Annotated in this window: 19 protein-coding genes and 1 pseudogene; 10 read left to right on the forward strand and 10 right to left on the reverse strand. The window is 51.0% G+C overall.

The window, feature by feature from the left end; translation table 11 throughout:
* Positions 1-1,276 precede the first annotated feature (1,276 nt).
* The 3 genes from HOY33_RS19370 to HOY33_RS19380 all read right to left on the reverse strand — a co-directional run bounded on the left by HOY33_RS19370 (position 1,277) and on the right by HOY33_RS19380 (position 3,595).
* Positions 1,277-2,812, reverse strand: coding sequence for a protein kinase (locus HOY33_RS19370; protein ID WP_172291706.1), 1,536 nt, complete (start codon positions 2,810-2,812; stop codon positions 1,277-1,279).
* Between the two features lie 241 nt (positions 2,813-3,053).
* On the reverse strand, positions 3,054-3,272 hold the full coding sequence (locus tag HOY33_RS19375) for a helix-turn-helix domain-containing protein (RefSeq protein ID WP_172291707.1): 219 nt from the start codon (positions 3,270-3,272) through the stop codon (positions 3,054-3,056).
* 92 nt (positions 3,273-3,364) lie between these two features.
* The gene (locus tag HOY33_RS19380; RefSeq protein WP_025919135.1) at positions 3,365-3,595 is read right to left on the reverse strand and encodes a helix-turn-helix domain-containing protein; all 231 of its coding nucleotides are present in this window, start codon (positions 3,593-3,595) and stop codon (positions 3,365-3,367) included.
* A 105-nt stretch (positions 3,596-3,700) separates the two neighbouring features.
* Between HOY33_RS19380 and HOY33_RS19385 the strand changes: the two genes are divergently transcribed.
* The 5 genes and pseudogenes from HOY33_RS19385 to HOY33_RS19410 all read left to right on the forward strand — a co-directional run bounded on the left by HOY33_RS19385 (position 3,701) and on the right by HOY33_RS19410 (position 8,673).
* Positions 3,701-3,946: a helix-turn-helix transcriptional regulator gene (locus HOY33_RS19385; RefSeq protein WP_172291708.1), complete on the forward strand. Its 246-nt coding sequence runs from the start codon at positions 3,701-3,703 to the stop codon at positions 3,944-3,946.
* Between the two features lie 844 nt (positions 3,947-4,790).
* Positions 4,791-6,030, forward strand: a pseudogene (locus HOY33_RS19390) (tyrosine-type recombinase/integrase).
* A 53-nt stretch (positions 6,031-6,083) separates the two neighbouring features.
* On the forward strand, positions 6,084-7,742 hold the full coding sequence (locus HOY33_RS19395) for a hypothetical protein (protein WP_172291709.1): 1,659 nt from the start codon (positions 6,084-6,086) through the stop codon (positions 7,740-7,742).
* 334 nt (positions 7,743-8,076) lie between these two features.
* Positions 8,077-8,310, forward strand: a complete 234-nt coding sequence (locus HOY33_RS19405; protein WP_172291710.1) for a type II toxin-antitoxin system Phd/YefM family antitoxin — start codon at positions 8,077-8,079, stop codon at positions 8,308-8,310.
* A 30-nt stretch (positions 8,311-8,340) separates the two neighbouring features.
* The gene (locus HOY33_RS19410; protein WP_172291711.1) at positions 8,341-8,673 is read left to right on the forward strand and encodes a type II toxin-antitoxin system RelE/ParE family toxin; all 333 of its coding nucleotides are present in this window, start codon (positions 8,341-8,343) and stop codon (positions 8,671-8,673) included.
* Between the two features lie 520 nt (positions 8,674-9,193).
* Here HOY33_RS19410 and HOY33_RS19415 read toward each other — a convergent pair.
* Entirely contained in the window at positions 9,194-10,108 is a 915-nt protein-coding gene (locus HOY33_RS19415; RefSeq protein WP_172291712.1) for a helix-turn-helix domain-containing protein, read from the reverse strand.
* 208 nt (positions 10,109-10,316) lie between these two features.
* On the opposite strand from HOY33_RS19415, the gene HOY33_RS19420 reads away from it, so the two are divergent.
* Positions 10,317-11,063 carry an SDR family oxidoreductase gene (locus HOY33_RS19420; RefSeq protein ID WP_172291713.1) on the forward strand — a complete coding sequence of 249 codons (747 nt, stop codon included), beginning with the start codon at positions 10,317-10,319 and terminating at the stop codon, positions 11,061-11,063.
* 169 nt (positions 11,064-11,232) lie between these two features.
* Here the strand turns inward: HOY33_RS19420 and HOY33_RS19425 are convergent, their stop codons facing one another.
* Complete coding sequence (locus HOY33_RS19425) at positions 11,233-12,174, reverse strand: LysR family transcriptional regulator (protein WP_172291714.1); 942 nt, start codon at positions 12,172-12,174, stop codon at positions 11,233-11,235.
* Positions 12,175-12,285: 111 nt separating this feature from the next.
* Between HOY33_RS19425 and HOY33_RS19430 the strand changes: the two genes are divergently transcribed.
* Positions 12,286-13,584: an SGNH/GDSL hydrolase family protein gene (locus HOY33_RS19430; RefSeq protein WP_172291715.1), complete on the forward strand. Its 1,299-nt coding sequence runs from the start codon at positions 12,286-12,288 to the stop codon at positions 13,582-13,584.
* A gap of 58 nt (positions 13,585-13,642) precedes the next feature.
* On the opposite strand, the gene HOY33_RS19435 is transcribed toward HOY33_RS19430, so the two are convergent.
* Complete coding sequence (locus HOY33_RS19435) at positions 13,643-14,428, reverse strand: NAD(P)H-dependent oxidoreductase (RefSeq protein ID WP_172291716.1); 786 nt, start codon at positions 14,426-14,428, stop codon at positions 13,643-13,645.
* An 86-nt stretch (positions 14,429-14,514) separates the two neighbouring features.
* Here HOY33_RS19435 and HOY33_RS19440 point away from each other — a divergent pair, with 86 nt between their 5' ends.
* The 3 genes from HOY33_RS19440 to HOY33_RS19450 all read left to right on the forward strand — a co-directional run bounded on the left by HOY33_RS19440 (position 14,515) and on the right by HOY33_RS19450 (position 18,348).
* Positions 14,515-15,411 (forward strand): LysR family transcriptional regulator, encoded by an 897-nt coding sequence (locus HOY33_RS19440; RefSeq protein WP_172291717.1) that lies wholly within the window; start codon positions 14,515-14,517, stop codon positions 15,409-15,411.
* Positions 15,412-15,699: 288 nt separating this feature from the next.
* A complete protein-coding gene (locus HOY33_RS19445) occupies positions 15,700-17,364 on the forward strand; it encodes a methyl-accepting chemotaxis protein (RefSeq protein ID WP_172291718.1) in 1,665 nt (554 codons plus the stop codon).
* Between the two features lie 210 nt (positions 17,365-17,574).
* Positions 17,575-18,348, forward strand: coding sequence for a DUF3750 domain-containing protein (locus tag HOY33_RS19450; RefSeq protein ID WP_172291719.1), 774 nt, complete (start codon positions 17,575-17,577; stop codon positions 18,346-18,348).
* 26 nt (positions 18,349-18,374) lie between these two features.
* On the opposite strand, the gene HOY33_RS19455 is transcribed toward HOY33_RS19450, so the two are convergent.
* Genes HOY33_RS19455 through HOY33_RS19470 form a run of 4 tightly spaced genes read right to left on the reverse strand, consistent with a single transcriptional unit; the run spans position 18,375 to position 23,835 of the window.
* On the reverse strand, positions 18,375-20,207 hold the full coding sequence (locus tag HOY33_RS19455) for an ABC transporter ATP-binding protein (RefSeq protein ID WP_216660587.1): 1,833 nt from the start codon (positions 20,205-20,207) through the stop codon (positions 18,375-18,377).
* Positions 20,208-20,212: 5 nt separating this feature from the next.
* Positions 20,213-21,997, reverse strand: coding sequence for a gamma-glutamyltransferase family protein (locus HOY33_RS19460; protein WP_172291720.1), 1,785 nt, complete (start codon positions 21,995-21,997; stop codon positions 20,213-20,215).
* Between the two features lie 21 nt (positions 21,998-22,018).
* The gene (locus tag HOY33_RS19465; protein WP_172291721.1) at positions 22,019-22,891 is read right to left on the reverse strand and encodes an ABC transporter permease; all 873 of its coding nucleotides are present in this window, start codon (positions 22,889-22,891) and stop codon (positions 22,019-22,021) included.
* Positions 22,888-23,835 (reverse strand): ABC transporter permease, encoded by a 948-nt coding sequence (locus HOY33_RS19470; RefSeq protein ID WP_172291722.1) that lies wholly within the window; start codon positions 23,833-23,835, stop codon positions 22,888-22,890. Before HOY33_RS19470 ends, HOY33_RS19465 begins: the two co-directional genes overlap by 4 nt.
* Between the last annotated feature and the right edge of the window lie 66 nt (positions 23,836-23,901).

Consider the following 23,901-nt stretch of genomic DNA (forward strand, 5'->3'; position numbering starts at 1 on the left):
GGGAAGAATATAACCATGACAGGACACATTCTTCATTAAATGATCTGACTCCGGCAGAATTTATCCGAAGTCACCAAAAAAGACAGATCCTCTAATTGATCCTGGGTCAGGATATGGGAGGAGGTCAGACTTTATACTGAGTTATTTAATATATTTTTTTATTATCACAAAATTAGTTATTATATTTTTAATGAGAATTAATTTATATGGAGGGGGATTAAATTCTCAATGAGAATAGTATGTTGTATAACTTATTTGTTAGTTTGGTTTGTAGGTGTATAATAAGGGAAGTAAATGCGTATGCGTAATATAACCCCATTTACGAGAGAGGTAATACTATCTGATTATTGGGGTATTCCATCCCGAGGGGGAAATTTTCCACATTGTTGAAAATAGAGGCCATGCCAAAGCACCGGGACTTATTTTCTCAAGTAAACCTATCTCATATGCTCCATGTTTAAGTGAAAATAATGATAGAGAAATGAAAGTGTTAATTACAAGAGGTGATCATCGTTTCAATTTTATAAAATATCAGTTGTTAGATGCTATGGTATTTCTACAATGCTATTTTGATATAGGATTGTGTATTGATGAGGTTGATATTGGTTTTGATGCTTAAGCGCTTGATGAATAAGAAATAATCCCTATTAAATTGAATTAACACAGCCCTCTTTGTTACTGACATTTTATTTTATCACACAGGTTTTTATGGTTTCGGAGATTAACTCTGGTCCAAAATTTGAAGCTACGCTGCTTTCTACAGCGAGAGCTATATAGAATCCTTTCGTTATTCTTTTCTTCTTGTTGAATATCAATTTGGAGAAGGGTAATTTAAGAGCATGGGACTTAAAAATAAGATAAAAAGTAATAACTATTTTAAGTAATTTGTTGATTTTTTTAATCAAAGACAGAATTCATCTTGATTTTTGACATAATCCCCCAGTGTCATCTATCCTGACATTGGGGGATTTTTCAGCGTTCTATAGCAAGATATCTAACAGGCGGCTCTGGGCGTTAGTATCACACTCACGGAAAAATTAAGAACTCAGAGAGTTATTTTCCCCGTGAGTGCCTCGCCTTGTTTGGCAGGGCAGGATTCAACATTGATTGAAAAATATACAATGGCCGTGTCTTGATCAATACGGTATATAAATAAGTTTTCATCAATCGAAAATCACACCTATACAGTATGTTTATTGAACTTATTGTGAGCTTGTTTTAGCCAAAAATAATCACACAAAAAGACTTAGACCAAGTCCTGCCATGTTTGATGTCATTAATTATACATTGTTATTTCCGGACTATGGTGACTTTGAGTTTCATTTTTATAAGACCTTAAGGAATCTTTCTCAATAGTGCCTGTATTAACAACCCGTTCAAGAAATCTTTCGGTTGGAGTCCTATCCACCATGCACGCTGTCGCTGTGCCTTTTGGGACAACTATATAGGCATATTTTTTAAGATGCCTGATCCTATCTTTGAATAAGTCACTATCTACTCTTAGAACTTCACCATTAAACTCATAATAACCATTCTCAGTTTCCTTATAATCTATGTATCGCTCATTCCATAGGGTTGCATAATCTTGACTACATTCTTTATTTATTTCTCTCTTGATAGAGTTACCTTTATCATTAATAAGTTCAAAAGGCGAAGATGGCTCCAAAAGAAGAATGAAAAAGTTTTTATATGGGTAGCCAGAGTCTCTATAAACCAATAGCTTTGATATATTGACCTCAATCATACCACAAAATAAATAACTTGATTCTGATATATGTTCAACTCCCGTGAATGTATTGTCACCACCTTCCAAACTCATATACCAAAAATCTTCAGGATTACAGTCTTCTCGGAAGTTATTAAAAAATCGATTAATAACATTTATGTCTTTAATTTCTAATAAGTCTTTTATTTTTGGCATTGAACGTCTAATTGTTTCATCGAATGAATGCAGTACCGGCCAATAGTCATATCTTGCTGGTTTTTTCAAATCTTTCAAGTACTGACTTATTTCAGATATAGATTGAAAACGCTTAGAGGGATCATTTATCAAACACTTCTTTATAATTAATTCTAAATGCCTTAAATTATCAGGGGAATCAGAGTTAGATAACGGTGCCATCTCTAAACCTCTAATTGTACTTCCGGTAAGATACCAATAAAGCACTTGTCCCATAGAATAGATGTCGCAGGAAGCTTGCACTGTTCCTTTACTGTTAATTTGCTCTGGGGCGCTAAATCCGAAGTTAGCCATTCGTTCTGAAGGTTTAGTTTTTGACTCTCTATCAAACTTATCATCTGAAAAATGTGCTATCCCTAGATCTCCTATTACATACTCATTATCTATACTATCAAAAAATACATTTTGAGGTTTGATGTCACGATGAATTATCTTATTAGTGTGTAGGTGACATAATGCGTTGGCTAAACATAAAAATAACGCCCATGCCTCCTCGGTTTTTTCTTCACTATGAGCACTGCTTATCGTTCCTTTTGAGCCTAACGTGCTATCGTAATACTTCATTATGATAATAAAGTACTCATTACTTTCTAAAATTATCTTGTCAAAGTGATATGAGCGAGCTATGTTTTTATGTGAAGGAATTTGCGCGGCGCAAAAGTATTCATCTTTAAATCTATTTATCTTAGAGTCTTCTGTTGCCTTGAGAAATTTGATAGCAAAGTCTGCATTACCCTTCTTAAAATGAAAAACAAAACTATTTCCGCCTTCGCCCAAGATTTTTACATACTCAAAATCACCGATATCAGTTTGAATCATTTTTTTAGTTTTTAGAATTTTACTTAAATTCATTTTTGCCTTCTTCTCAATATTTATGTCAAGTTGGTTTCTAACTTTAGTGTATTAATATCATTGTAAAAAATAATATAAGATATTAATTAAATTTAGTGCCACAAATGTCTGTTATTGGCACTTAGCCGACTGTCAGATCTGATTGAATCCAGAGTAGCAAGGGTGTTGCGTAATTATGAGCCAAAATAGTTAAATGTAAATTTTTTAGATTCTTATAAATGGATTATAATAATGATACTGATTAAAAATCAAATAAAATATTTAGCTCAATGCCTAACCCATCAGCAATAACTCCAATCACTTCCAAAGTGGGATTTCTAACGCCTCGCTCAATTCCACTGATATAAGTGCGATCCAAACCGCACTTATCGGCGAAGGCTTCTTGGGAAAGTCCAGCCTGTAAGCGAAGTGTTTTTACGCGTTGTCCAAAATGGACGGTGATGTTTTTTGCATTTTCCATGCAGATAAGCATTATCTCTCGTTGCTTATCAGACCACGGACGATGAGTCACATATGAGAGATTTTGTCGATTTAATCAGTAAGGTTGGGATGTCAGGCTGGATCGTGAAATGCAAACAGCGTGGTTAGATCGGTATGTAACCCAATTGCGATGATGTTGAGCACTTCCAGCGTTGGGTTTCTGATCCCACGTTCAATGCCGCTGATATAGGTACGATCCAGCCCGCACTTTTCCGCAAAGGCTTCCTGAGATAGACCAGCCTGTAATCTGAGCGCTTTAACGCGTTGTCCTAACAGGACTTTGATCGAATCGGATGTTTTCATGTGACAAGCATTCGTTTTTGATGCTTATCAGTCCACGGACTATTAGTCACAATCGTTAGTTTTTGTGCTACTATGTGACTAATAGTCAACAATGCAGGAGGACATATGGAACAACAAGACTGGCATCCGGCGGATATCATTGCGAGTTTAAGAAAGCAGGGAACAACACTGGCGGCGATTTCCAGAGAGGCGGGGCTGGCGTCGTCCACGTTGGCAAACGCGCTGACGCGGCACTGGCCGAAAGGCGAGCGCCTGATCGCCGAGGCGTTAAATAAACTCCCCGAAGAGATCTGGCCGTCGCGCTATCAAAACATCAGACGAAGGCAAAGTGGGGCAGGGGAGTCGGATTGAAAATCAGCTCAGCAGAGGTTTACAAAAACTTACATTTTGCACGAATGGATTTCGGAGCTCCTTAACGGATTTTTATGGAATGGAAATCCGTTAAGGAGCCAACAAGCGCAGCGCGTTAGCCGCTTGATGCGGGAAAGCTGGCGCAGTAAGTTATTGGTGTTTTATCGCTGCGGCAAGCAGCATCCCACGTTGCCACGACCCTCAAGGCAACGCACAGGCCCGGCCTGTGAGGTCGACACCTAGCCCGCCATCACTGCCATTCAGCGGGCGTTCGCTTCGGCGACGGCAGTTACCTTATCTCAGCGCCTTAGGGCTGCATCCTGTTCGTGAAGCCACCGCTTCGCTGCTATCCGTTTATGCGCTGATGCGTGCTTACATTCTGATCGCCAGTGACTGGCGCAACCGTCAACAACCTTTTTCTGCCTCAGCGAATGCATCCATGAGGCAGCGGCGTCACTTCATACGGCGCAAAGCCGTTGCAAGTGACGCCGCTAACGAACTCTGCGCCAGCCCTTGCGCCACAGCGCTTTCCGGCACGACCTGTCATCTGACGCACATATTCTGCGCCAATTCTCATCAACCCACTTATCAGAGGAGAACTGAACCAATACCTGAGGCAGGCTTTCAGCCTGAGGGAATAAGCCGATAACCCTTCCTGAGTTTTCATGAACAGGTAAAAGTGAATATAACCATCTGTTTATAAATAGGGTTTTTCTTTATGTGCATTCATGTTTCCTCACTCCTGTTCACACTTTTTAGCGGTGTTTTTCACGGTATCGCCTTAGAGGTGTATTCTTTTCTCTGTCTGATACCGTTGTAAAAATGATGCCAAAATGGTGATTTTATGCTGACTGATATCAAACTGAAAAACCTCAAGCCAAAGGACAAACTTTATAAAGTTACTGACCGGGATGGTTTGTACGTTGCAGTGCTGACGTCAGGCACAGTCTTGTTTCGCTATGATTACAGCATCGACGGAAGACGAGAAACACTGACATTAGGGAAGTATGGTATTGACGGTATTTCTCTGGCTGAAGCAAGGGAAAAACTCCATACCGCGAAAAAACTGCTCAAGTCAGGCATATCGCCTGCTGTAGACAAACGCTACGGTAAAAATAAGTTCCGAGTATATACCGACAATTACATGAAGCACGTAACACTGGCGGACAGTACCAGAGCGATGAAAGAATCGGTTATTGAGCGAGGCATCCTGCCTGTGCTGGGCAACAAATTAATGACCGAAATTACTACGGCAATGGTGCGTGACCTTTGTGATCGGATAATAGATCGAGGAGGTAATGCAACCGCGGTGCAGGTTCGCGAGATAATCAGCAGTGTCTATCGTTATGCAAATGATCGAGGGCACAGCTTTTCTAATCCAGCTCAGGATATTAAAGCGAGTTCTATCGCAACGTTCACTCCCAGGCTCAGAAGCCTTTCCCCGATAGAAGTTGGCATTTTCTTCAATACACTGGATACTGTTGCAGGGATGCCAACGCTCAAACTGGCGTTGAAGATTATATTTCTGACAATGGTCCGTAAAAGTGAGTTCACTTTAGCGACCTGGGATGAGGTTGATTTCAAAACCAACGAGTGGACCATTCCTGCTGGCCGTATGAAAGGAGGCCGAACTCACGTCATCTATCTTTCGCGCCAGGTTAACGATTTGCTGGTAGGCCTGAAAATGTGTGCCGGGGGAAGTCCTTACTTACTTGCTGGGCGCTATAGCATCAACAAACCACTGTCTAATGCAGCCCTCAACGGTGTTATCACCACAACTGTAAAAGTCGCGCTGGCGCAAGGGAAGGTGCTGGAGCACTTTACCGTCCATGACATGCGGCGGACGGACGGCTAGCACGTTATTGCATGAGGCAGGGTATCCATCGGACTGGATAGAGAAATGTCTCGCACATGGGCAGAAAGGGGTGAGGGCAATTTACAACAAAGCAGAATACGCGCGGCAGCGTGCTTACATGTTGCAGCAGTGGGCGAATATGGTTGATGGTTAGATCGCCGGAACAACAGTGACGCTCACTCCGTCTTCGCCGAGGAAGTATGAGGAGTGGATGAACCTTGATATGTAATGGTTTATTGCACGATTAATATAAATTTTTTATAAAAATTAGTGGGTTTTATTATGTTTTTTAATATGCTTAACAATAATCACAAAAAATGTCTTTTTATTAATCAAGCAAATGTGTTTTACAATTACTCGTTAGGCTTTGAAATTCCTTCGGTAGATTTATTGAAGACTGCTAATAAACTGCTTAACTCAGGGTTTTCTAAATGTGTTTGTTTTTCAGATTTTAAATTTTTATATCTTAATGAAAATAATAAAATAAAATATAGTAATTTTAATCCAGAAGGAAGAAATTGGGATTCTTCATGGGAAATAAATTTTGACGATGATATACCAAAAGAAATAATGCCTGATTTAATGATTTTTTCCGAATTGTTTTTCCATGAAAATAGGCTCGTGAATGATAATCAGGCTTACATAAGAACATCATTGCCTCCCTTTGTTCTGGAGATAAATAATGAACAGTTCCCTATGCATCCGGGGGTAAAGATCTACCGTGATGGAATCGCTATCATTTATTTTCAATTTGATGGCAAATGGAATGGGATTGATGATGACAGTTTCTTATTATCAATTATAAATATGAATCAAAGATATTTTGATAAAATATGGATTGATGCGAAACTTCAAATGTTGGATGGTGAAGTTGTTTTAGAAAATAGTTTTGACGATGTTTTTTCAATTGGCGGAAATTATCTTGATGGGAGAAAAATAAGGAAATTAAAACAAAGTATGCGAGATAATAGCATGAGAGTATTAACTGAATCTTTTGAAAAAGAAGGTTGCACTTTTTCGTTTGATAATCATAGAGAATGGGTTTTGCACCAGATTGCTGGAACTGAGGGGAATGAATCATGGGAATCTACGATTGAAATGTGTCGTTCTATATATTCAAACGTTATTAGCAGCATGTTGGTTCCACAATATAAAACTAATAAAACTAAGTCATATAGTTATCTCTGGCACGGGCGGCCTTCTGTTTCTCTTTTGCGTTTCGATAAGCAACCTCAGGATAAGAGTGTTTTGTTGAAAAATTTTTCTGAATCGTTGGTTAAATTATTGAATAGGGCTGATATCAGCGAAGAGAAAAACTCCTTGCCGCCAGATTTACGGAAGTTTAATGATTATTGTTTACATGCAAATAGATCCATTTATTTATGGACTTGGTTAAGAGGAGAGAAGGAGTTAGATGATATTTGGGACGACAAAAATGCCTCGTCAAGAATACTTGAAAATCAGGCAAGAGTTGAGCAGATTGAATATCATAATATGAGTATTTCTAGAGCGTGCTCTTGGGTTAATAACCCTCCGTCTGAACAACATCTATTCATCTCATATACAACATTAGCAGAAACAGAAAATAATGTTCATCACAGTAGTATATCTGGAGAAGTTTCGGATACACTTTCATATCTCATTAAATCTTTTGGGACAGAGGGTTTAATTGCTTCTGCAAAAGAGATGGCTAGATTTCGCATGGACGAACTTAAATATAGATCAGATTCAGCAAGAAACTCTAGCAATTATTGGTTGACATTTGTCTTCGGTTTGGTTGGTGTCACAAGTTTTGCTGAGTTTGCAGTTAATCCACTAATTCTTAATAAATGGAGTGGAATAAATAAAGTTATAGCACCTTTTATTTCCTTTGGGATCTCTGCTGGTTTAGTTTTAGCAATATCTGCAATTATTTGGTATTTCACAAAGAGAAAGTACTAGGTGTTTAGTCCCGGTATTTGATGGATCGGATCCATTCTGAAATGCTCTGGCTCGGATGTCCACTGTTTGCAGATGAATTCGTAAGGTGTCAGGCACCGCGCAATTTGAATGTCTACCAGCATTGTACTTTGATTTTTTTGTCGTTTGAAAACAGTTTGTAATGGTGTGAATCGTGCGTGAGTGATCTGGAACGATCGTGAGGTACCTGTAAATCAAATCTCTGTGCTCTGAAGAATGCCTATTCCTCCCTGAAAAGCAGATAATCAGGGGCCTTGCTGGTGGTCTAAATATGGTCTATATTAAAGCCGAGACATGACCATTAGGCGGACGAATCATGAAAGTAGAGACAATCAGCTACGTTAAAAAAAACGCAGCAACGCTTGATCTGTCAGAACCCATCCTGGTCACACAAAATGGTGTGCCTGCTTATGTTATAGAGTCCTATGACCAGCAGCAGGAACGGGAAAACGCTATCGCTTTACTGAAGCTGCTTACCCTGTCAGAGAAAGATAAAGCTGAAGGGTGTGTCTTCTCAAAAGATCAGTTGCTGGATGGACTTGCGGATTAAACACAGCGCGCTCAATGTTAAGGGGCTTCCATGGAACAGCAGGTGACCTTTGAGTACACGCTTACGGTGAAGCACTGCATCGACACAATAGTAGGTTTCCTGCGCCGTGTTGATGTTGAACCGCGTCCGGTTATCGCAGATATTCTCACACAGTTTGAGATTACCGTTGGCCAGTTCCCGCTGGGATGCCAGATTTGCCCTGAACTGCTGAAAATTGGCTGCGCCAAGTACCGGGAGTTTAACCACGTTGAAGGCTACCGGGTTTTGTATTCCGTAGACGGAACCTTAGTGACCGCGCATGCGATCCTGGCACATCGGCAAGACGTCCAGCAGCTGCTGTTTAAGCGTCTGATAATGGCCTGATAACCCGATCAGTTTACAAATGCCCGCTGTCTGGCAATGATGAGAGTTCAAAAAAGTCTGGATGTAACTTATGTGTAATTAACAGTTTACAGACTCAGCTTTATCATTCTTACGGTATTAATTACGGTATCAGCAGAAAGTTTATTTTATAAAATTCATTAATAACAATTAGATAGGATTCATCTAAACCATTGAGTGGGCGATCCAAGGTTCTTCAGGAACTATCGCCAACTATCGAAAAATCGCCATAACAGTTTGATTTATAACTAAATGAGTTATGGCGACTATCGGTGACTATCGCCGGCCAGCGGAACAGGCTGGCGGTAGACGCGACGGTAAAACAAGAGACCCGGATTATGACCCTCCCGTTGATGATTGATTCTTTTTCGGTCATGACGGTAAAAATTCCTTCCAAAAGCGAGACATGACGCGGCTTTCGGGGCATCTTCAGACTTCCTGACCCCTGACGGTAAAAACCGTCATTGAACAGGAGGAAAAGCGCGATGCTGACCAAGGCTTCTTACATTGATCGGTATTCTCTGGGGCTGACGCCGGTTTCTCTTCGAAAAACGTGTGCAAAATGGCTGGGGCTGTCGTAGCCAACGGCCAGGGCGATGTTGATGATCGGCATATCCGTTTCGAGCAGCATTTTCTTTGCCCGTTCCGCGCGACGGCGGATAAACCAGCTTGACGGGCTTTGGCCTACCGTATTGTGGAAAGCGCGGCTGAAGTGAAATCGACTCATTGCGCAGATAGCGGCGAGCTGGTTCAAATCGAATGGCTCGGCCAGAAACTCATCCATATGATCAAGCACTTTGCGCAACTTCCACGCGGGGAGTTTCGCCGGCTTGCGCCTGGAGGCGGCCTGCACATCGGCGTAATTGCGCAGAAGATAGATGGTGAGACTCTCGACGAGCCCTTTCACGAATAAGACGCTTGCCGGCTGCTCGGTTTGCAATTCGTCCGCCAGCCCGGTAAGCAGACCGGATATCAGGGTGTCGCGCCCGTCCGAGACGTCGCGCATACGCAAGCGCGCCGGATTGAGTCCTAAAGACCGCGCGGTACGGCTAACCAGGTCAAAACCGAGATAGAGATGCATGACTTCGAAAGGGGTATCCAGACTGGCCTGCCAGCGCATAAGGTACGGCGCCTCCGTCTGGGTCAGGTAGAATGATCCCGACGTTACGTTTCCCCCGCGCCACTCGCCATTGAGTTCGCGTTCTTCTACTTTCGCTTCACCAGACATCACCCAGACGAGTAATGGCTCGGCGACAGCGGGAACCAGTACATTTTCTTCGCTGGGTGCACGGCGGAATATTTGCGCCTCCACATCCTTCCATGCATCACCCGCACTCTGAACGATTTTGCGGCCGCGAATGTACTGCTCCAGAGCATGTCCGGATGCGTGCAGAGAGGATTGAGCAAAGTCCGACATTGAACAGAAAACCTTTGGCGAGTGATAAAGAACCCTTGCTGAACCTTCTAACCGCAAGCAAGAGAGTGGGCTTCGATAGCCATATCGGCATTTTTCCGCAAAATCACGATAGTCGCAACAAAACCCCAAGCGAGATTATTTCCTGCAAAATCTACACTCCTCTTTGTCATCATAACCGCCCTGTTACGGGCATAAGACGGAGAACATTATGGATATTAAAAACAAAGTCGCCCTCATTACCGGTGCGTCCAGTGGTATCGGCGCGTCGACCGCCCGCAAACTTGCGGCAGAAGGAATTATCGTCGGGCTTGCGGCACGGCGCAAGGCGCGGCTGGACAGGCTGGTGATGGAAATTGTCTCTGCTGGTGGTCAGGCCCTGGCGTTGGAGACCGACGTCACCGATCCTGCGTCCTGCAAAACCGCAGCCGAAGAACTGGTTGCGCAGTTCGGGCGGATCGATGTGCTGATCAATAATGCCGGGCTGATGCCGCTTTCGGATGTGGACAATTTCAAAGTCGATGAATGGCAGCGTATGGTGAATGTCAATGTGTCAGGTGTACTCAACGCCACAGCCGCTGTTCTGCCGCAGATGATCGCGCAGCATTCGGGCCATATCTTCAACATGTCCTCAATCGCCGGGCGCAAGGTCTTCACTGGTCTGACCGTCTATTGCGCAACCAAAGCGGCGGTCGCGGCTTTCTCCGATGGGCTGAGAATGGAAATCGGGCCGAAGTACAATGTCCGCGTCACCTGCATCCAACCGGGCGCGGTTAAGTCGGAACTTTACGAGCAGATCACGGATGCGAACTACCGAAAACAGATGGACGATCTGGCGGCTTCAATGACTTTTCTTGAAGGTGAGGATATTGCCGATACCATCTTGTTCGCGTTGAAAGCGCCCGAACACATGAATGTGGCGGAGCTGTTCGTATTGCCTACCGAACAGGGTTGGTAAGTTCAGTTGAGACGTAATGTCTTTGGCGATGAGTAAAGATGAAATGGCCTGAGGCTGCGTTTTTCGTCGTTCAAGCGCAGCAACTGCCAGACTCGAATCGCCGAGATGCCCGCGGATTCTGAGGCCGCTTGCCGATCCCCATTGGGGGCCAAGATGCGGGAAGGGCGTTTCAACAAACGGTCGTTTTGTCAGTATCCCGGTAATCCGCGTCAATCCTTACTCGTTCGACGAGGAAGTCCAGAAAGGCGCGTACCCGCAGCGGCAGATAGCCGCCTTGTCCGACGAAGACGGCATGGATTTCTTCAACATCGCCCGGGTTGAAGTCTTCAAGCACCGGCAGCAGGCGGCCGGCGGTAATATCCTCGCGTACCTGGAAAGCCGCCAGCCGGGCCAGCCCCAACCCGGCGAGCGCCAGACGGTGCAGCGCGTCGCCGTCGCTGGCCTGTGCATTGCCGGTTACCGGAACCACAATGTCCGCGTCCGCGTATCGCAACGGCCAGCCGGGGCGAGCGCGCGCATAGTTGGCGCCCAGAAGATTATGCCGCGCCAGATCGTCCGGCGTGGACGGCGTACCGTGGCGCGCCAGATAGTCGGGCGCGGCGACGATGATCATGCGTGTCTGACCGAGCTTGCGCGCCACCAGATTAGAACTTTTGAGCGGGCCTGCGCGCACGGCCACATCGGTGCGTTGCTCCAGAATATCGATGACTTCATCGGTCAATACAATATCTAGCGTGATGCCGGGGTGGCGTTCCAGGAATTCCGTGGCGAGGGGCAGCAGAAAGTGATGACCGAACGGCACATTCGCATTGACCCTCAGCCGTCCGCGCGGCGCCGAATGCGCGCTGGCGCAGCGCTCCGCATCGTCCAGATCGGCCAGTATCCGTACCCCGCGCTCATAAAGGGCGCAGCCTTCAGGGGTGAGTTGCAGTTGGCGCGTGGAACGGTTCACCAGCCGCGTGCCCAGGCGGTGCTCAAGACGGGCGATCAGCTTGCTTACGGCGGAGGGCGTCATGCCGCAGGCGCGCGCGGCGGCGGAGAATCCACCCTGTTCGATGACCTGTATAAAAACTTCCAGTTCGCCGGAACGGTTGACTTCCAGACGAGCCATACCGGCCTCCTTGATGACCTGAGGTCATAAATGTTGTTCCCAAACACAGTCTAGTCTATTTGTGTCGTTGAATTCATTATTCGGATTCATGTTGCTATTGAATTCACTAATATGAACAACTTATTTAATATCTCAGCCACAGCCATATTAACGCTTGTTTTAACGTCCGTTGCTGCCTTTCAGGCGGTTGCCGCCGCGCCTTCCTGGGTGGCGACATGGAGCGCCAGTCCCCAACCGGTCTGGGGCGCCGATTTCCTGTTTCCGACCAACGCGCCGACGGTTCTGCATAAGCAGACGGTACGGCAGGTGGCGCGCGTCAGTCTGGGCGGGCCGCGTATGCGCATCGTTTTGTCCAACGCCTATGGCCGGCAGCCGATCGCCCTGGGTAAGGCGACGGTCGCGTTACCGACGACCAATGGCGCGGTCGTTGCCGACAGTCTGCGCATCGTGACCTTTAGCGGCCGGGAAACGGCGACTCTCCTGCCCGGCGCATCCTTGGTCAGCGATCCGGTTGCGTTGCCCATCCTGGCGCTGGGGCAGGTCGCCGTAAGTCTGTATTTGCCGGAAGCCACGCCGGTAAACACCTTTCACTGGGACGGCCGCCAGACCGGCTGGATCGTACCCGACGATCGCACCACCGCCCGGGAACTGAATCGCGGCCATGGATCGGCGCAGAGCATCACGGCACGCCTGCTATTGTCGGGAATACAGGTCGAAACGCCGCCACCGGCGCGCGTGGTCGCGGTCATAGGCGACTCCATTACCGACGGCGCTACCGCCAGCCTGGATAAGAACACGCGCTGGCCGGACTTTCTCGCCGCCCGTCTGGCTTCGCATAGCGTGGCCGTCGTCAATGCCGGTATTTCCGGCGGTCGCCTGCTGTCCAACGGCATGGGCGTTAATGCGCTGGCGCGGTTGGAGCGCGATGTGCTGGCGCAGCCGGGCGTGCAAAGCGTCATTGTGATGCTGGGCATTAACGATATTTCCTGGCCGGGAACGGCCTTTGCGCCGACAAGTCCCCGGCCTACGTTGGAGGCGCTGACGGCGGGATATCGCCAACTGATTGCGCAGGCGCATAGCCGCGGCATACGGGTAATTGGCGCTACGCTGACCCCGTTTGAAGGCGCTTTGCCCGATACGCCGCTGGATAACTACTACCACCCGGACAAGGATGCGTTACGCCGGCAGGTTAATGACTGGATACGGCGCAGCGGCGCGTTTGATGCGGTAATCGATTTTGACGCCATACTGCGCGATCCGGCGCATCCCGCCCGTCTCGGGACGCGGTTTGATTCCGGGGATCGTCTGCATCCTAGCGATGAGGGCAATCGTGCTATGGCTGAAGCCGTCGATCTTAACGCGTTACTGCCAAATCTCGATGTGGCGGCTGACGTTGCGCCGGAGCGGTAGATTATGCCGTTCACTCCTTATGATATGGACTCGTTGGGTTTGCTTATGCCGCCGAACGTCACCGCTGGTCATCAATATGCGCCGAGAATCCGATGCGGTCGGGCGCTATCTCCGGCTTTAATGTGCATTGCGGAATGGCATAGTCCCCTTTGTTCTGCGGGCGGAAGGGGATAGGCGGCGTGTTCCAAAGATTATCCAGACGTTGGGCGAGGGTGTCGCAAATTTGCGCAAACCGCGCGCTGTCCATGCGGCCGGCTCGATAGATCACCAACGGGGGTAGAACGTCAAAGCCGGGGTAGTACAGTATTCCATGATGAATCGGAAAGAGCAGGTCGTCTATCGGGCCATTGACGCCGCGCGGGCCGTAATGCGATTCCCACCCACCTGCCGTGACGATCAGCATGGCGCGTTTTCCCGCCATGCTGCCCTCGCCGTATCGATCTCCCCAATGGGTATCAGAGTGTTCGCCGACACCATAGGCAAACCCACAGGCATAAGTGCGCTCCACCCAGCCTTTGAGGATCGCCGGCATGGAGAACCACCAGAGCGGAAACTGAAAAATAACGGCATCAGCCCAGCGTAATTTTTCCTGTTCGCGGACGATATCGACGCTTTGCGTCCCGGTCTCATAGGCATGTTTTGAATCAATCGAAGGATTAAAGGGCGCATTTCCGCGCTCTTCCGTGCGGTCATCCGCATCGAGCGTCGCTTTCCACTGCATGGCGTACAGATCGGATAATTGAACCGCATGACCGGATTTCTCAAGATGTTGGATAGCTACATCTTTTAGCGAACCGTTCAGGGATGCGGGTTCAGGGTGTGCATAAACAATAAGAACGTTCATCGTGGGAATCTCCATTAAGTGAGAGATTCAGAGTAGGGTGCGGTAAGGTATAATTGAAATGAATTACTAAAATATCAGGTATTGCCATGAGTAATTTAAGGCAGTTGGATCTCAATCTGTTACTGACTCTTGATGTGCTGCTGACCGAACATAATGTGACTCGGGCGGCACAGCGTTTACATCTTTCTCAGCCTACCGTCAGCGTACAATTGGCAAAGCTGCGAGCGTTTTTTAATGATCCGCTATTGCTGCCGGGCGCGCGCGGGATGCAACCCACCGCCAGAGCGGACACGCTTCGCGAACCGTTGCGAAAAGCGCTGGCGTCCCTTGAGCTGGCCGTGTTGCCCGCCAGTCCGTTTAATCCGGCTTTGGCGACGAACACCTGGAATATTGCCGCCTCTGATTACAGCGCCGCGACCATTCTGTTGCCGCTCGTAAACCGCCTGCGCCGTGTCGCCCCGGGAACCCGACTGGCGAGCCTTGCCATGGTGCCCGCCGATATTGCCGGGCAGGCGGAACGGAGGGAGATCGATTTGGCATTTCACATCAGCGCCGATGCCCCGACAGGGTTGCGTCGGCGGATGCTTTTTAAGGAACGCTATGTACTGACAGGGCGAGTGGAACATCCGCGATTAAAAAAACCGCTGACGCTGGCGACATTCAATGCGTTGGAGTATGCGATCGTATCACCGGATGGCGGCGGGTTTCATGGCATCACGGATGATGTCCTGCTGAAAAGCGGCTTAACGCGTCGGGTGGCGCTTTCCGTTCCGCACTTCATGTTGGCGCTGTCCGCCCTGGAACGTACCGATCTTGTGGCGATGCTGCCCTGGCGTCTGGTAAGCAATAATCCGGCATTACAGATTGTCGAGCCGCCGATTGAGGTCCCCGGTTTTGAAATGTGTATGTTGTGGCATGAACGCTCTCACCGCGATCCCGCGCATCAGTGGCTGCGGGAGTTTATTGCGGATGCCATGCAATAACCGTTGATTAAGGCGCACGTCTGGGATTTTTAACTAACTATTATTCAATGGGTTGCCGGCTTCGTGCCTGAGAAAACATTTAAATACACTTTTTTATAAAAAATAATTCATTCTATAGGTGAAGCCTATTGTTCACATGCCGATAACCACAATGGAAGCAGTTTACCGCAGGGATATAGACCTGCCTGCCGACAATCGGCTACAGAGGCGGGCATTTGAAAGGACACGCTAATAGCGATCCTGTTTTTAGGATTAAGAGCCACACCATTTCTCACCAGGGTTTACATCATGAACGTTATTCGCAATATTAAAATCAGAACTATGATGATTCTGATTCTTATCCTATTTTCCTTGTTATGGGGCGGTGTATCGGCATTTGCGCTGTATTCACTCAGTCAACTTACTTCAGAACTGGCGTTGACCAATGTTCAGCAAAGCAATGGCGACATTATTAATGGGGCGAACGGCCAGTATTATCGGACCATGAGCGCCCTCGATCGGGCCGTGCGCGCAAAACAAAAGAATGAAACCGCGGAAGCGGATTCGGAACTTGGGATTGTGGCGAAAGAGTTAGAGAATCTTAAAGCCGGGCTGGCGCAGTTTAAGGAGATCGACCATGCGAATATCGATCCCTTAACGATTGATGATATTTACAACAGCTCCTATCGTTTGTTTAGCGAAGCCATGGTCCCGATGTATGAATCGGTAAAGGCCGATCGTCTTGATGATTTTACGCAGCAATCCACCTTTGTATATCGCCCGTTGCGCCAAAATTTCACCACGGCTATCGACAAGTACAACATCGTGATTTCGCAATTAAAAAATGAAGCGCAAGGCAGAATTGATATCTGGGTTAGCTGGTGTCAACGGATCCTGATGCTGGCGCTGGCTATCGGGCTGATTATTGTTCTTCTCACCGATCGCTATCTGGCGGTGTTCGTCGTCAGGCCGCTGGAGTTGATTAAACAACATCTTCAGGTACTGGCGCTGGGGCATTTGCATACCCAAATGCGGGATATAGGTAAAAACTGCGTGGGGCAGCTTATTCCCTTCGTGCAGAAAATGCAGGCCAACTGGGTAAAAACCGTGTCTGAAATTCGCGGTAGCGCAGAGGCGATTTATCGCGGTTCTGCCGAGATCTCTTCTGGTAATACGGATTTGTCTTCCCGTACCGAAGAACAGGCATCGGCTCTGGAACAAACGGCGGCCAGCATGGAGCAATTAAGCGCGGTGGTGAAGCAAAACGCAGACAATGCCAATCAGGCCAGCGTACTGGCTCAGAACGCCTCGAAAACCGCCAATAACGGCGGTGAAATCGTCGGCGACGTCATCAAGACCATGGGCAAAATAACCGGCAGTTCTCAGAAAATCGCCGATATCATCAACGTCATCAACAGCATTGCTTTCCAGACCAATATTCTGGCGCTGAATGCCGCCGTTGAAGCCGCGCGGGCCGGGGAACAAGGACGGGGATTTGCCGTTGTCGCCAGCGAGGTGCGCAGTTTGGCGCAACGCAGCGCGCAGGCGGCAAAAGAAATCGAAGGGTTAATTGCGGAATCCGTAGATAATGTGAAAACAGGCTCCGAGCAGGTATCGTTCGCCGGCGAGGCCATGGAGAATATTGTTAAAGCCGTGACAAACGTGACGGATATTATGGGCGAAATCGCCTCTGCTTCCAACGAACAAAGCAAAGGCATTACCCAGGTTGGACAGGCCGTGGTCGAGATGGATAGCGTAACCCAGCAGAATGCCGCGCTGGTTGAACAATCAACCGCCGCGTCCGCCTCGCTTGAAGAACAGGCCCGTCGTCTGACGGAGATCGTCTCTATTTTCCAGCTTGCCGAGTCAGCCGATAAATCGCCGGCAAGAACGCCAGGAAAACCGCAGCAGGCGTTGTTACCGACAACGTCAAAGAAAATCAGCAACGATCAAGCCAATTGGGAAACGTTTTAACTGATTTTACGCCGCTTTCCGGCAATAAATAAACGCGCCCTTTGGGACGACGAATGCCAGTCAGGATTACCTGTCTGGCATTTTTTTATGCCGCTCCGCAGAGGACGGCGCAGTGGAAGAGGTTGCCGGATGGGAGGGATGAGGTTATTAATAGAGCAGGCGTAATCGCGATGTCGTCAACGTTGTTTTTTCATTGGGTTAACTGAATATATGCGCTATTTCAAAGTGTTGGCTATCGGTTTTATCGGCGTGTCGCTGTTGTCATTCGGGCAGAGTCTGGCGACGGCTACGCGCAGCGGAGAAATATTCAGCGGCCAGAACTGGTGGTCGGCCCAGCGCGGTTCCGCCGGGGTTGCGCCGGATCCGGTCGCTTCGAGCGGTACGGCGATCGTTCAGGTTTATGTCGCGCCTACCTATGGCTGGCGCGGTCTGGTGGCGGTTCATCCGTGGATCATTTTCAAGAAAGCGGGCGAAACCCGCTATAGCCGCTATGAGGTCGTCAGGTGGGGCAGCGATAATGTGGTGCGCCGTAACTATATGAGCGCCGATGGGTTCTGGTTCGGCGCCGTACCCAAACTCCTGGTGGAGCATCGCGGCGCCGATGCCGAGGCGATGATCCCGCAGATAGAAGCCGCAATCAAAAATTACCCCTGGCCGCGCACCTACCGCGCCTGGCCCGGCCCTAACAGCAATACCTTTATCGCCCATATCGGCAGGGAAGTGCCTGAACTGAGGCTGGATTTACCGGCCAACGCCATCGGCAAGGATTACCGCTCGCTGGCGCATCCGATTGGGCTACCCCCGTCGGGCAGGGGATTACAGGTCTCGCTGCTGGGCGTGTTGGGGGTGACCGTGGGGGTGGAAGAAGGCATTGAGGCCAATATTTTAGGCGTCAATCTGGGGGTGGATATTAACCCCCCGGCGCTGCGTTTGCCGTTTATCGGCCGCCTTGGCTATGACAATGCGGAAAAGAATGAAAGCTAGACTGGCGGCATTGACGGTAAAAGAGTTCACGGCTCCAGCACCCGGTGTCCCGGGGATACCTCGATAAATCTGCGGGGCGGATGAACATAGCCGAGCGGCCGGACGGGGCTTTTCAACTCTTCTATCGCCGCATTTCTCCGCAGCCCTCTGCGCGCCGGATCGGGCACCGGCACCGCTGCAATCAGCTTTTTGGTGTAGGGATGCTGCGGATTGGCGAATATCGCCTCGCGCGGGCCGATCTCGACGATTTCGCCCAGACACATCACCGCCACCCGGTGGCTGACGCGCTCCACTACCGCCATATCATGGGAAATGAACAGAAACGCGATTTTGAACTGTTCCTGTAGATCGAGCAGCAGATTGCACACTTGCGCCTTGATCGACACATCCAGCGCGGAAACGCTCTCGTCGGCGATGATCACTTTCGGGTTAAGCGCCAGTGCGCGGGCAATCGCCACGCGCTGGCGTTGACCGCCGGAAAACTCATGCGGATAGCGATCCATCATCGCCGGCGATAGCCCGACCCGTTCCAGCAGTTCGGCGACTTTCTGCCGCGCTTCGGAATGGGACGCCAGCCGATGTTTGATCATCGGTTCGGCGACGGCGGCGCCCACGGTCATACGGGGGTTGAGGCTGGAGAACGGATCCTGAAAGATCATCTGTACGCTGCGGCGCATCGTCCGCAGCCCGAGCAGGTCGAGCGCCATGACGTCGTAACCATCGAGCATGATGTCTCCGCTGCGCGGTTCGATCAGGCGGGTAATCGAACGACCGGTGGTCGATTTGCCGCAGCCGGACTCGCCCACCAGCGACAGAGTTTCTCCCTGAAACAGATCGAACGAAACATCCTCCACCGCATGTACCGCGCCGCTGGCGCGCCCCAGCAGACCGGAGCGAATATCAAACCTGGTCACCAGATTTTTCACCGACAGCACGGGAGTTTTGCCGCGTTCGACCGTGTCCGCCACCTCGTTGGCGGCGAAGATTTCTCCGCTTGCCATATCCACGCGCGGGAAGCGCAGCGGCCAGGCTCGCCCCTCCATCGAACCCAGTTTCGGCACCGCCGCCAGCAATGCCCGGGTGTAGGGATGTTTTCCGTGGTGGAAGACATCGGCGGTGTTGCCGGTTTCCACCTGATCGCCGCGAAACATGACGAGGGTACGGTCGGCAATTTCCGCCACCACGCCCATGTCATGGGTGATAAACAGCACGGCCATCCCGTCCTCTTCCTGCAATTGCTTGATGAGATCGAGTATCTGGCCCTGAATGGTGACGTCCAGGGCGGTGGTCGGCTCATCGGCGATCAGTAATTTGGGGCGTGACGCCAGCGCCATGGCGATCATCACCCGCTGGCGCATGCCGCCGGAAAACTGATGGGGATACTCGTTGAAACGGTTCGCGGCGTTTGGAATGCGCACCTTTTCCAGCAGACGGACGGTTTCTGCCCGCGCGTCTGTCTTGCTCATGCCCTTGTGACGCGTCAGCACCTCTGAAATCTGCCTGCCGATGGTAAAAACCGGGTTGAGCGAGGTCATCGGCTCCTGAAAGATCATTGCCGCGTCATTGCCGCGCACGCCGCGCATCTGCTGTTCCGAAAGGGAGAGAATATCCTTGCCGTTCAGTATGATTCGGCCTTCAATGCGGCTCGAACGGGGATCGAGCAGGCGCATCACGGAAAGCGAGGTGACGCTTTTGCCGGATCCGCTCTCGCCGACAACGGCAACGGTTTCCCCGGCCTTCACCTCGAAGGAAATATCGCGCACCACGGGGTGCCATTGTCCGTCCGTCAGGAAGGAGGTGGTAAGGTTTTGCACCGCAAGCAGGGTTTCAGGCGCCGGCTTTATCGCGTTTATAGTCATGATGGTCACCTTCCGATAGCGTATGCCTGCATCAGGCGGGGGGTGGCGGCGGCGCGCAACAGGCCGTCGGCATCGCGGCGGGCCGCGGTCAAGCGCCCCACCGTCCACGGATCGGCCACTGAAATATCGTGGCCCCGGGCTTTCAGCGCCGACAGGGTCGCTTCACCGATGCTGCTTTCGATCATCAGATGGCCCGGCTGGCGGGTACGTGGATAGAACGAACCCGGGAAATGCGTGGTATGGAACAGCGGCAGGTCAATCGCCTGTTGCAGGTTGATGCCAAAATGCGCGTAACGCAGGAAGAACGACAGTTGCCACTGATCCTGCTGGTCGCCGCCCGGGGTGCCGAAGGCCAGCGTCGGTTTGCCCAGATACAGGGCCAGCGACGGGGTGAGGGTGGTGCGCGGACGCTTGCCGGGGGCCAGCGAGGTGGGCAGACCGGGTTTCAGCCAGAACATCTGGGCGCGGGAATTGAGGCAGAAACCCAGCCCGGGGATGACGGGCGACGATTGCAGCCAGCCGCCCGACGGCGTGACCGACACCATGTTGCCCTGGCGATCGATCACATCGATATGCACGGTGTCGCCGCGTTTCTCGGTGAGGTGCGACATGGTTGGCTCGTAAACGGAGCCGCGGGCGCGCATCGCGGCGAGCATCTGCATAGTCAGATCGTACTGCGCCTCATAGCCGGATACCCGGCCCGGGCGCAGATCCATCGACGCCTGTGCGGTAATCAGCCTGCGGCGCGCCTGGTTATAATCATCAGCAAGCAAGGTTTGCATCGGCACCGGCGCGAATTGGGGATCGCCGTAATAGACCTCGCGATCCGCATAGGCGAGCTTCATGGCCTCCACCACGGTGTGGACGAATTCGACCCCAACCGGATCCATCGCGCCGATATCGATGCCCTTTAACAACGCCAGCGATTGCAGCAGAACCGGTCCTTGTCCCCAGGCGCCGGTTTTGGCGATAGTCCAGCCGTGATAGTCGTAGGTGGTGGGTTCTTCGATGGTCGCGCGCCAGTTGGCCATATCCCCGGCGGTCAATACCCCCTTGTGGCGCCGGCCGCTGGCATCCATGACCTCGGCCGTGCGTAAGTAGTCGTCGATCGCCTCGGCGACAAAGCCGCGGTAAAAGGCGTCTCGCGCCGCCTCAATGCCCGCCTCGCGGCCCGGCCGCGCTTCAGCTTCACTAATGATCCGCCGCCAGGTCGCGGCCAGAACCGGGTTCTTGAAGTTCGACTGCGCGGCCGGCGCCACGCCGCCCGGCAACCAGGTGTCATAGGAAGTCGGCCACTCCGTCCGGAAGAATTCGGCCAGTTCGTTAATGGTGGCGGCGACGCGCGGCAGCATCGGATGGCCGTTTTCCAGGTAGTGGATGGCCGGCTCCAGCACCTCGCGCACCGTCATGGTGCCGTAATCGCGCAGCATCAGCATCCAGCCGTCAAAAGCGCCGGGGATCACGGTGGCAAGCAGGCCATCGCCGGGGATCAGATCGAGACCTTCGGCGGTATAATGCTCGATGGTGGCGCCCGCCGGCGCCGTTCCCTGCGCGCAGATGACTTCTACCTTGTTTTTCTTGCTGGAATACAGGATGGCGGGCATATCGCCGCCGGGGCCGTTCAGATGCGGTTCGACGACCTGTAGCACAAAGCCCGTCGCCACAGCGGCATCAAAGGCATTGCCGCCTTTTTCCAGTATGCTCATGCCGACCGCCGAGGCAATCCAGTGGGTGGAGGTTACGACGCCGAATGTGCCCAGGATTTCGGGACGTGTGGTAAAAGCGTTCATTACGATATCCTTTTGTCTTGTTTAATTTTCGCGCGGATCGAGCGCATCGCGCAGACCATCGCCAAGCAGATTGAAGCCGATAACCACCAGAAAAATCGCCACGCCCGGCCACATCGCCATCCAGGGCGCCTGCGTCAGGAAATTCTTGGCGACATTGAGCATGGAACCCCAGCTGGCGGCGGGCGCCTGCTGACCGAGACCGAGGAAAGAAAGGCTGGCCTCGGCGATAATGGCGGTCGCCACCGTCAGCGTCGCCTGTACGATAATCGGCGGCAGGATATTAGGCAGAATGTAACGCAGCAGGATATCGCCGTGGCCCAGGCCGATGGATCGCGCCCCTTCGATATAGTCTTCGGTTTTCACCGCCAGCACCTGTGAACGCGTCAGGCGCACGAAGATCGGCATGGCGGAGAGGCCGATGGCGATCATGGCGTTGGTCAGGCTCGGCCCCAGAAAGGCGGCAAGCGCAATCGCCATGATAAGGAAAGGCATAGCGAGAAACGCTTCGGTGATACGCGAGATCGTCTGATCGAGCCAGCCGCCGAAATAACCGGAAAGCAGGCCCAACGGCACGCCGGTCAGCACGGCGATGGCGACCGAGATCACGCCAGCCATCAGCGAGGCCTGTGCGCCCCAGACCATGCGCGAGAGCATATCGCGGCCGATATCGTCGGTGCCGAACCAATGGGCGGCGGAGGGCGCCTGGCGGATCGCGCTCCAACTGGTGGCATAAGGATCGGCCAGCGGCAGAACGGGCGCCAGTAGCGCCAGCAGAGTGAAAAAAACGATGATGATCAGTCCGGCAATCGAGCTGCGATTGCGCTTCATCTTCTTCCAGGCGCGATTCTCCCGCGCGGCCTGCGGCGCGGCCAATTGCGGTTCGGAAACGCTCATAGCGCGCTCCTCATTCGCGGATTAAGCAGAACGGCAACCACGTCGGCCAGCAGATTCATGAAAATAAAGCCGACCGCGGTGCAGAGCACCACGCCCTGAACCACCGCATAGTCGCGGTTAAACACCGCATCGACGATCAGTTTGCCGAAACCGGGAATGGTGAAGATTTGCTCGGTCAGCACCGCCCCGGCCAGCAGTTCGCCAAACAGCAGCGCGGTCAGCGTAATGACCGGGGACAGCGCATTGCGGAAAGCGTGGCTGAGCACCACTTCCCGATTGGAGAGTCCTTTGGCGCGCGCCGTGCGGATATAATCCGATTTCAGCACCGACAGCATCGCCGAGCGGGTGTGGCGCATTAGCGTCGCCGCCAGCGCCGTGCCGAGTACGAAGGCGGGCATGATGGTGGTCTGTAGCGAACGCAGCGGATCGACGAACACCGATTCGTAGCCCGAGGCGGGCAACCACCCCAACTGCACGGAAACCAGCAGGATCAGCATGATGCCGAGCCAAAAATTGGGCACTGACAGGCCGGACAACGCCAGGATGTTAGCGAGGTAATCTATCGCCGTATTCTGCTTAATCGCCGCCAGAATACCGATCGGTACGCCGATAATCAGCGCGAAGAACATCGACATCACCGCCAGTTGAATCGTCACCGGCAGTTTTTCGCCAATCAGCTCCAGCACCGGCTGATTGGTGCGCAGCGAAACGCCGAAATCACCCTGGACGACGTCGCCGAGCCAGTAGAAATATTGATAAACCACGGGATCGTTCATGCGGTATTTTTCGCGCAGTAATTCAACGACCGCCGGATCGCGCTCTTCGCCCGCCATCGCCAGGATCGGATCCCCCGGCAGCAGCTTTTGCAGCGAAAAGACGAAAATGGAGATGATCAACAGCGTCGGTATGGCTACCAGCAGCCGTTTGCCGATATAGATGTGCATGAAAGCGAGTCCTCATTGCAATACGTCGACCGGATATCCGGGGGCATCAGGCGCGCCCCGGGATGT

Origin of the sequence: Brenneria sp. hezel4-2-4 (assembly GCF_013155275.1) — a bacterium.
Taxonomy (GTDB): Bacteria; Pseudomonadota; Gammaproteobacteria; order Enterobacterales; family Enterobacteriaceae; genus Brenneria.

Bases quoted from the DNA above. Each gene is read 5' to 3' on its own strand.
- HOY33_RS19370 (WP_172291706.1), bottom strand. From the start codon at position 2,812: ATGAATTTAAGTAAAATTCTAAAAACTAAAAAAATGATTCAAACTGAT.
- HOY33_RS19375 (WP_172291707.1), bottom strand. From the start codon at position 3,272: ATGGAAAATGCAAAAAACATCACCGTCCATTTTGGACAACGCGTAAAA.
- HOY33_RS19380 (WP_025919135.1), bottom strand. From the start codon at position 3,595: ATGAAAACATCCGATTCGATCAAAGTCCTGTTAGGACAACGCGTTAAA.
- HOY33_RS19385 (WP_172291708.1), top strand. From the start codon at position 3,701: ATGGAACAACAAGACTGGCATCCGGCGGATATCATTGCGAGTTTAAGA.
- HOY33_RS19395 (WP_172291709.1), top strand. From the start codon at position 6,084: ATGTTTTTTAATATGCTTAACAATAATCACAAAAAATGTCTTTTTATT.
- HOY33_RS19405 (WP_172291710.1), top strand. From the start codon at position 8,077: ATGAAAGTAGAGACAATCAGCTACGTTAAAAAAAACGCAGCAACGCTT.
- HOY33_RS19410 (WP_172291711.1), top strand. From the start codon at position 8,341: ATGGAACAGCAGGTGACCTTTGAGTACACGCTTACGGTGAAGCACTGC.
- HOY33_RS19415 (WP_172291712.1), bottom strand. From the start codon at position 10,108: ATGTCGGACTTTGCTCAATCCTCTCTGCACGCATCCGGACATGCTCTG.
- HOY33_RS19420 (WP_172291713.1), top strand. From the start codon at position 10,317: ATGGATATTAAAAACAAAGTCGCCCTCATTACCGGTGCGTCCAGTGGT.
- HOY33_RS19425 (WP_172291714.1), bottom strand. From the start codon at position 12,174: ATGGCTCGTCTGGAAGTCAACCGTTCCGGCGAACTGGAAGTTTTTATA.
- HOY33_RS19430 (WP_172291715.1), top strand. From the start codon at position 12,286: ATGAACAACTTATTTAATATCTCAGCCACAGCCATATTAACGCTTGTT.
- HOY33_RS19435 (WP_172291716.1), bottom strand. From the start codon at position 14,428: ATGAACGTTCTTATTGTTTATGCACACCCTGAACCCGCATCCCTGAAC.
- HOY33_RS19440 (WP_172291717.1), top strand. From the start codon at position 14,515: ATGAGTAATTTAAGGCAGTTGGATCTCAATCTGTTACTGACTCTTGAT.
- HOY33_RS19445 (WP_172291718.1), top strand. From the start codon at position 15,700: ATGAACGTTATTCGCAATATTAAAATCAGAACTATGATGATTCTGATT.
- HOY33_RS19450 (WP_172291719.1), top strand. From the start codon at position 17,575: ATGCGCTATTTCAAAGTGTTGGCTATCGGTTTTATCGGCGTGTCGCTG.
- HOY33_RS19455 (WP_216660587.1), bottom strand. From the start codon at position 20,207: ATGACTATAAACGCGATAAAGCCGGCGCCTGAAACCCTGCTTGCGGTG.
- HOY33_RS19460 (WP_172291720.1), bottom strand. From the start codon at position 21,997: ATGAACGCTTTTACCACACGTCCCGAAATCCTGGGCACATTCGGCGTC.
- HOY33_RS19465 (WP_172291721.1), bottom strand. From the start codon at position 22,891: ATGAGCGTTTCCGAACCGCAATTGGCCGCGCCGCAGGCCGCGCGGGAG.
- HOY33_RS19470 (WP_172291722.1), bottom strand. From the start codon at position 23,835: ATGCACATCTATATCGGCAAACGGCTGCTGGTAGCCATACCGACGCTG.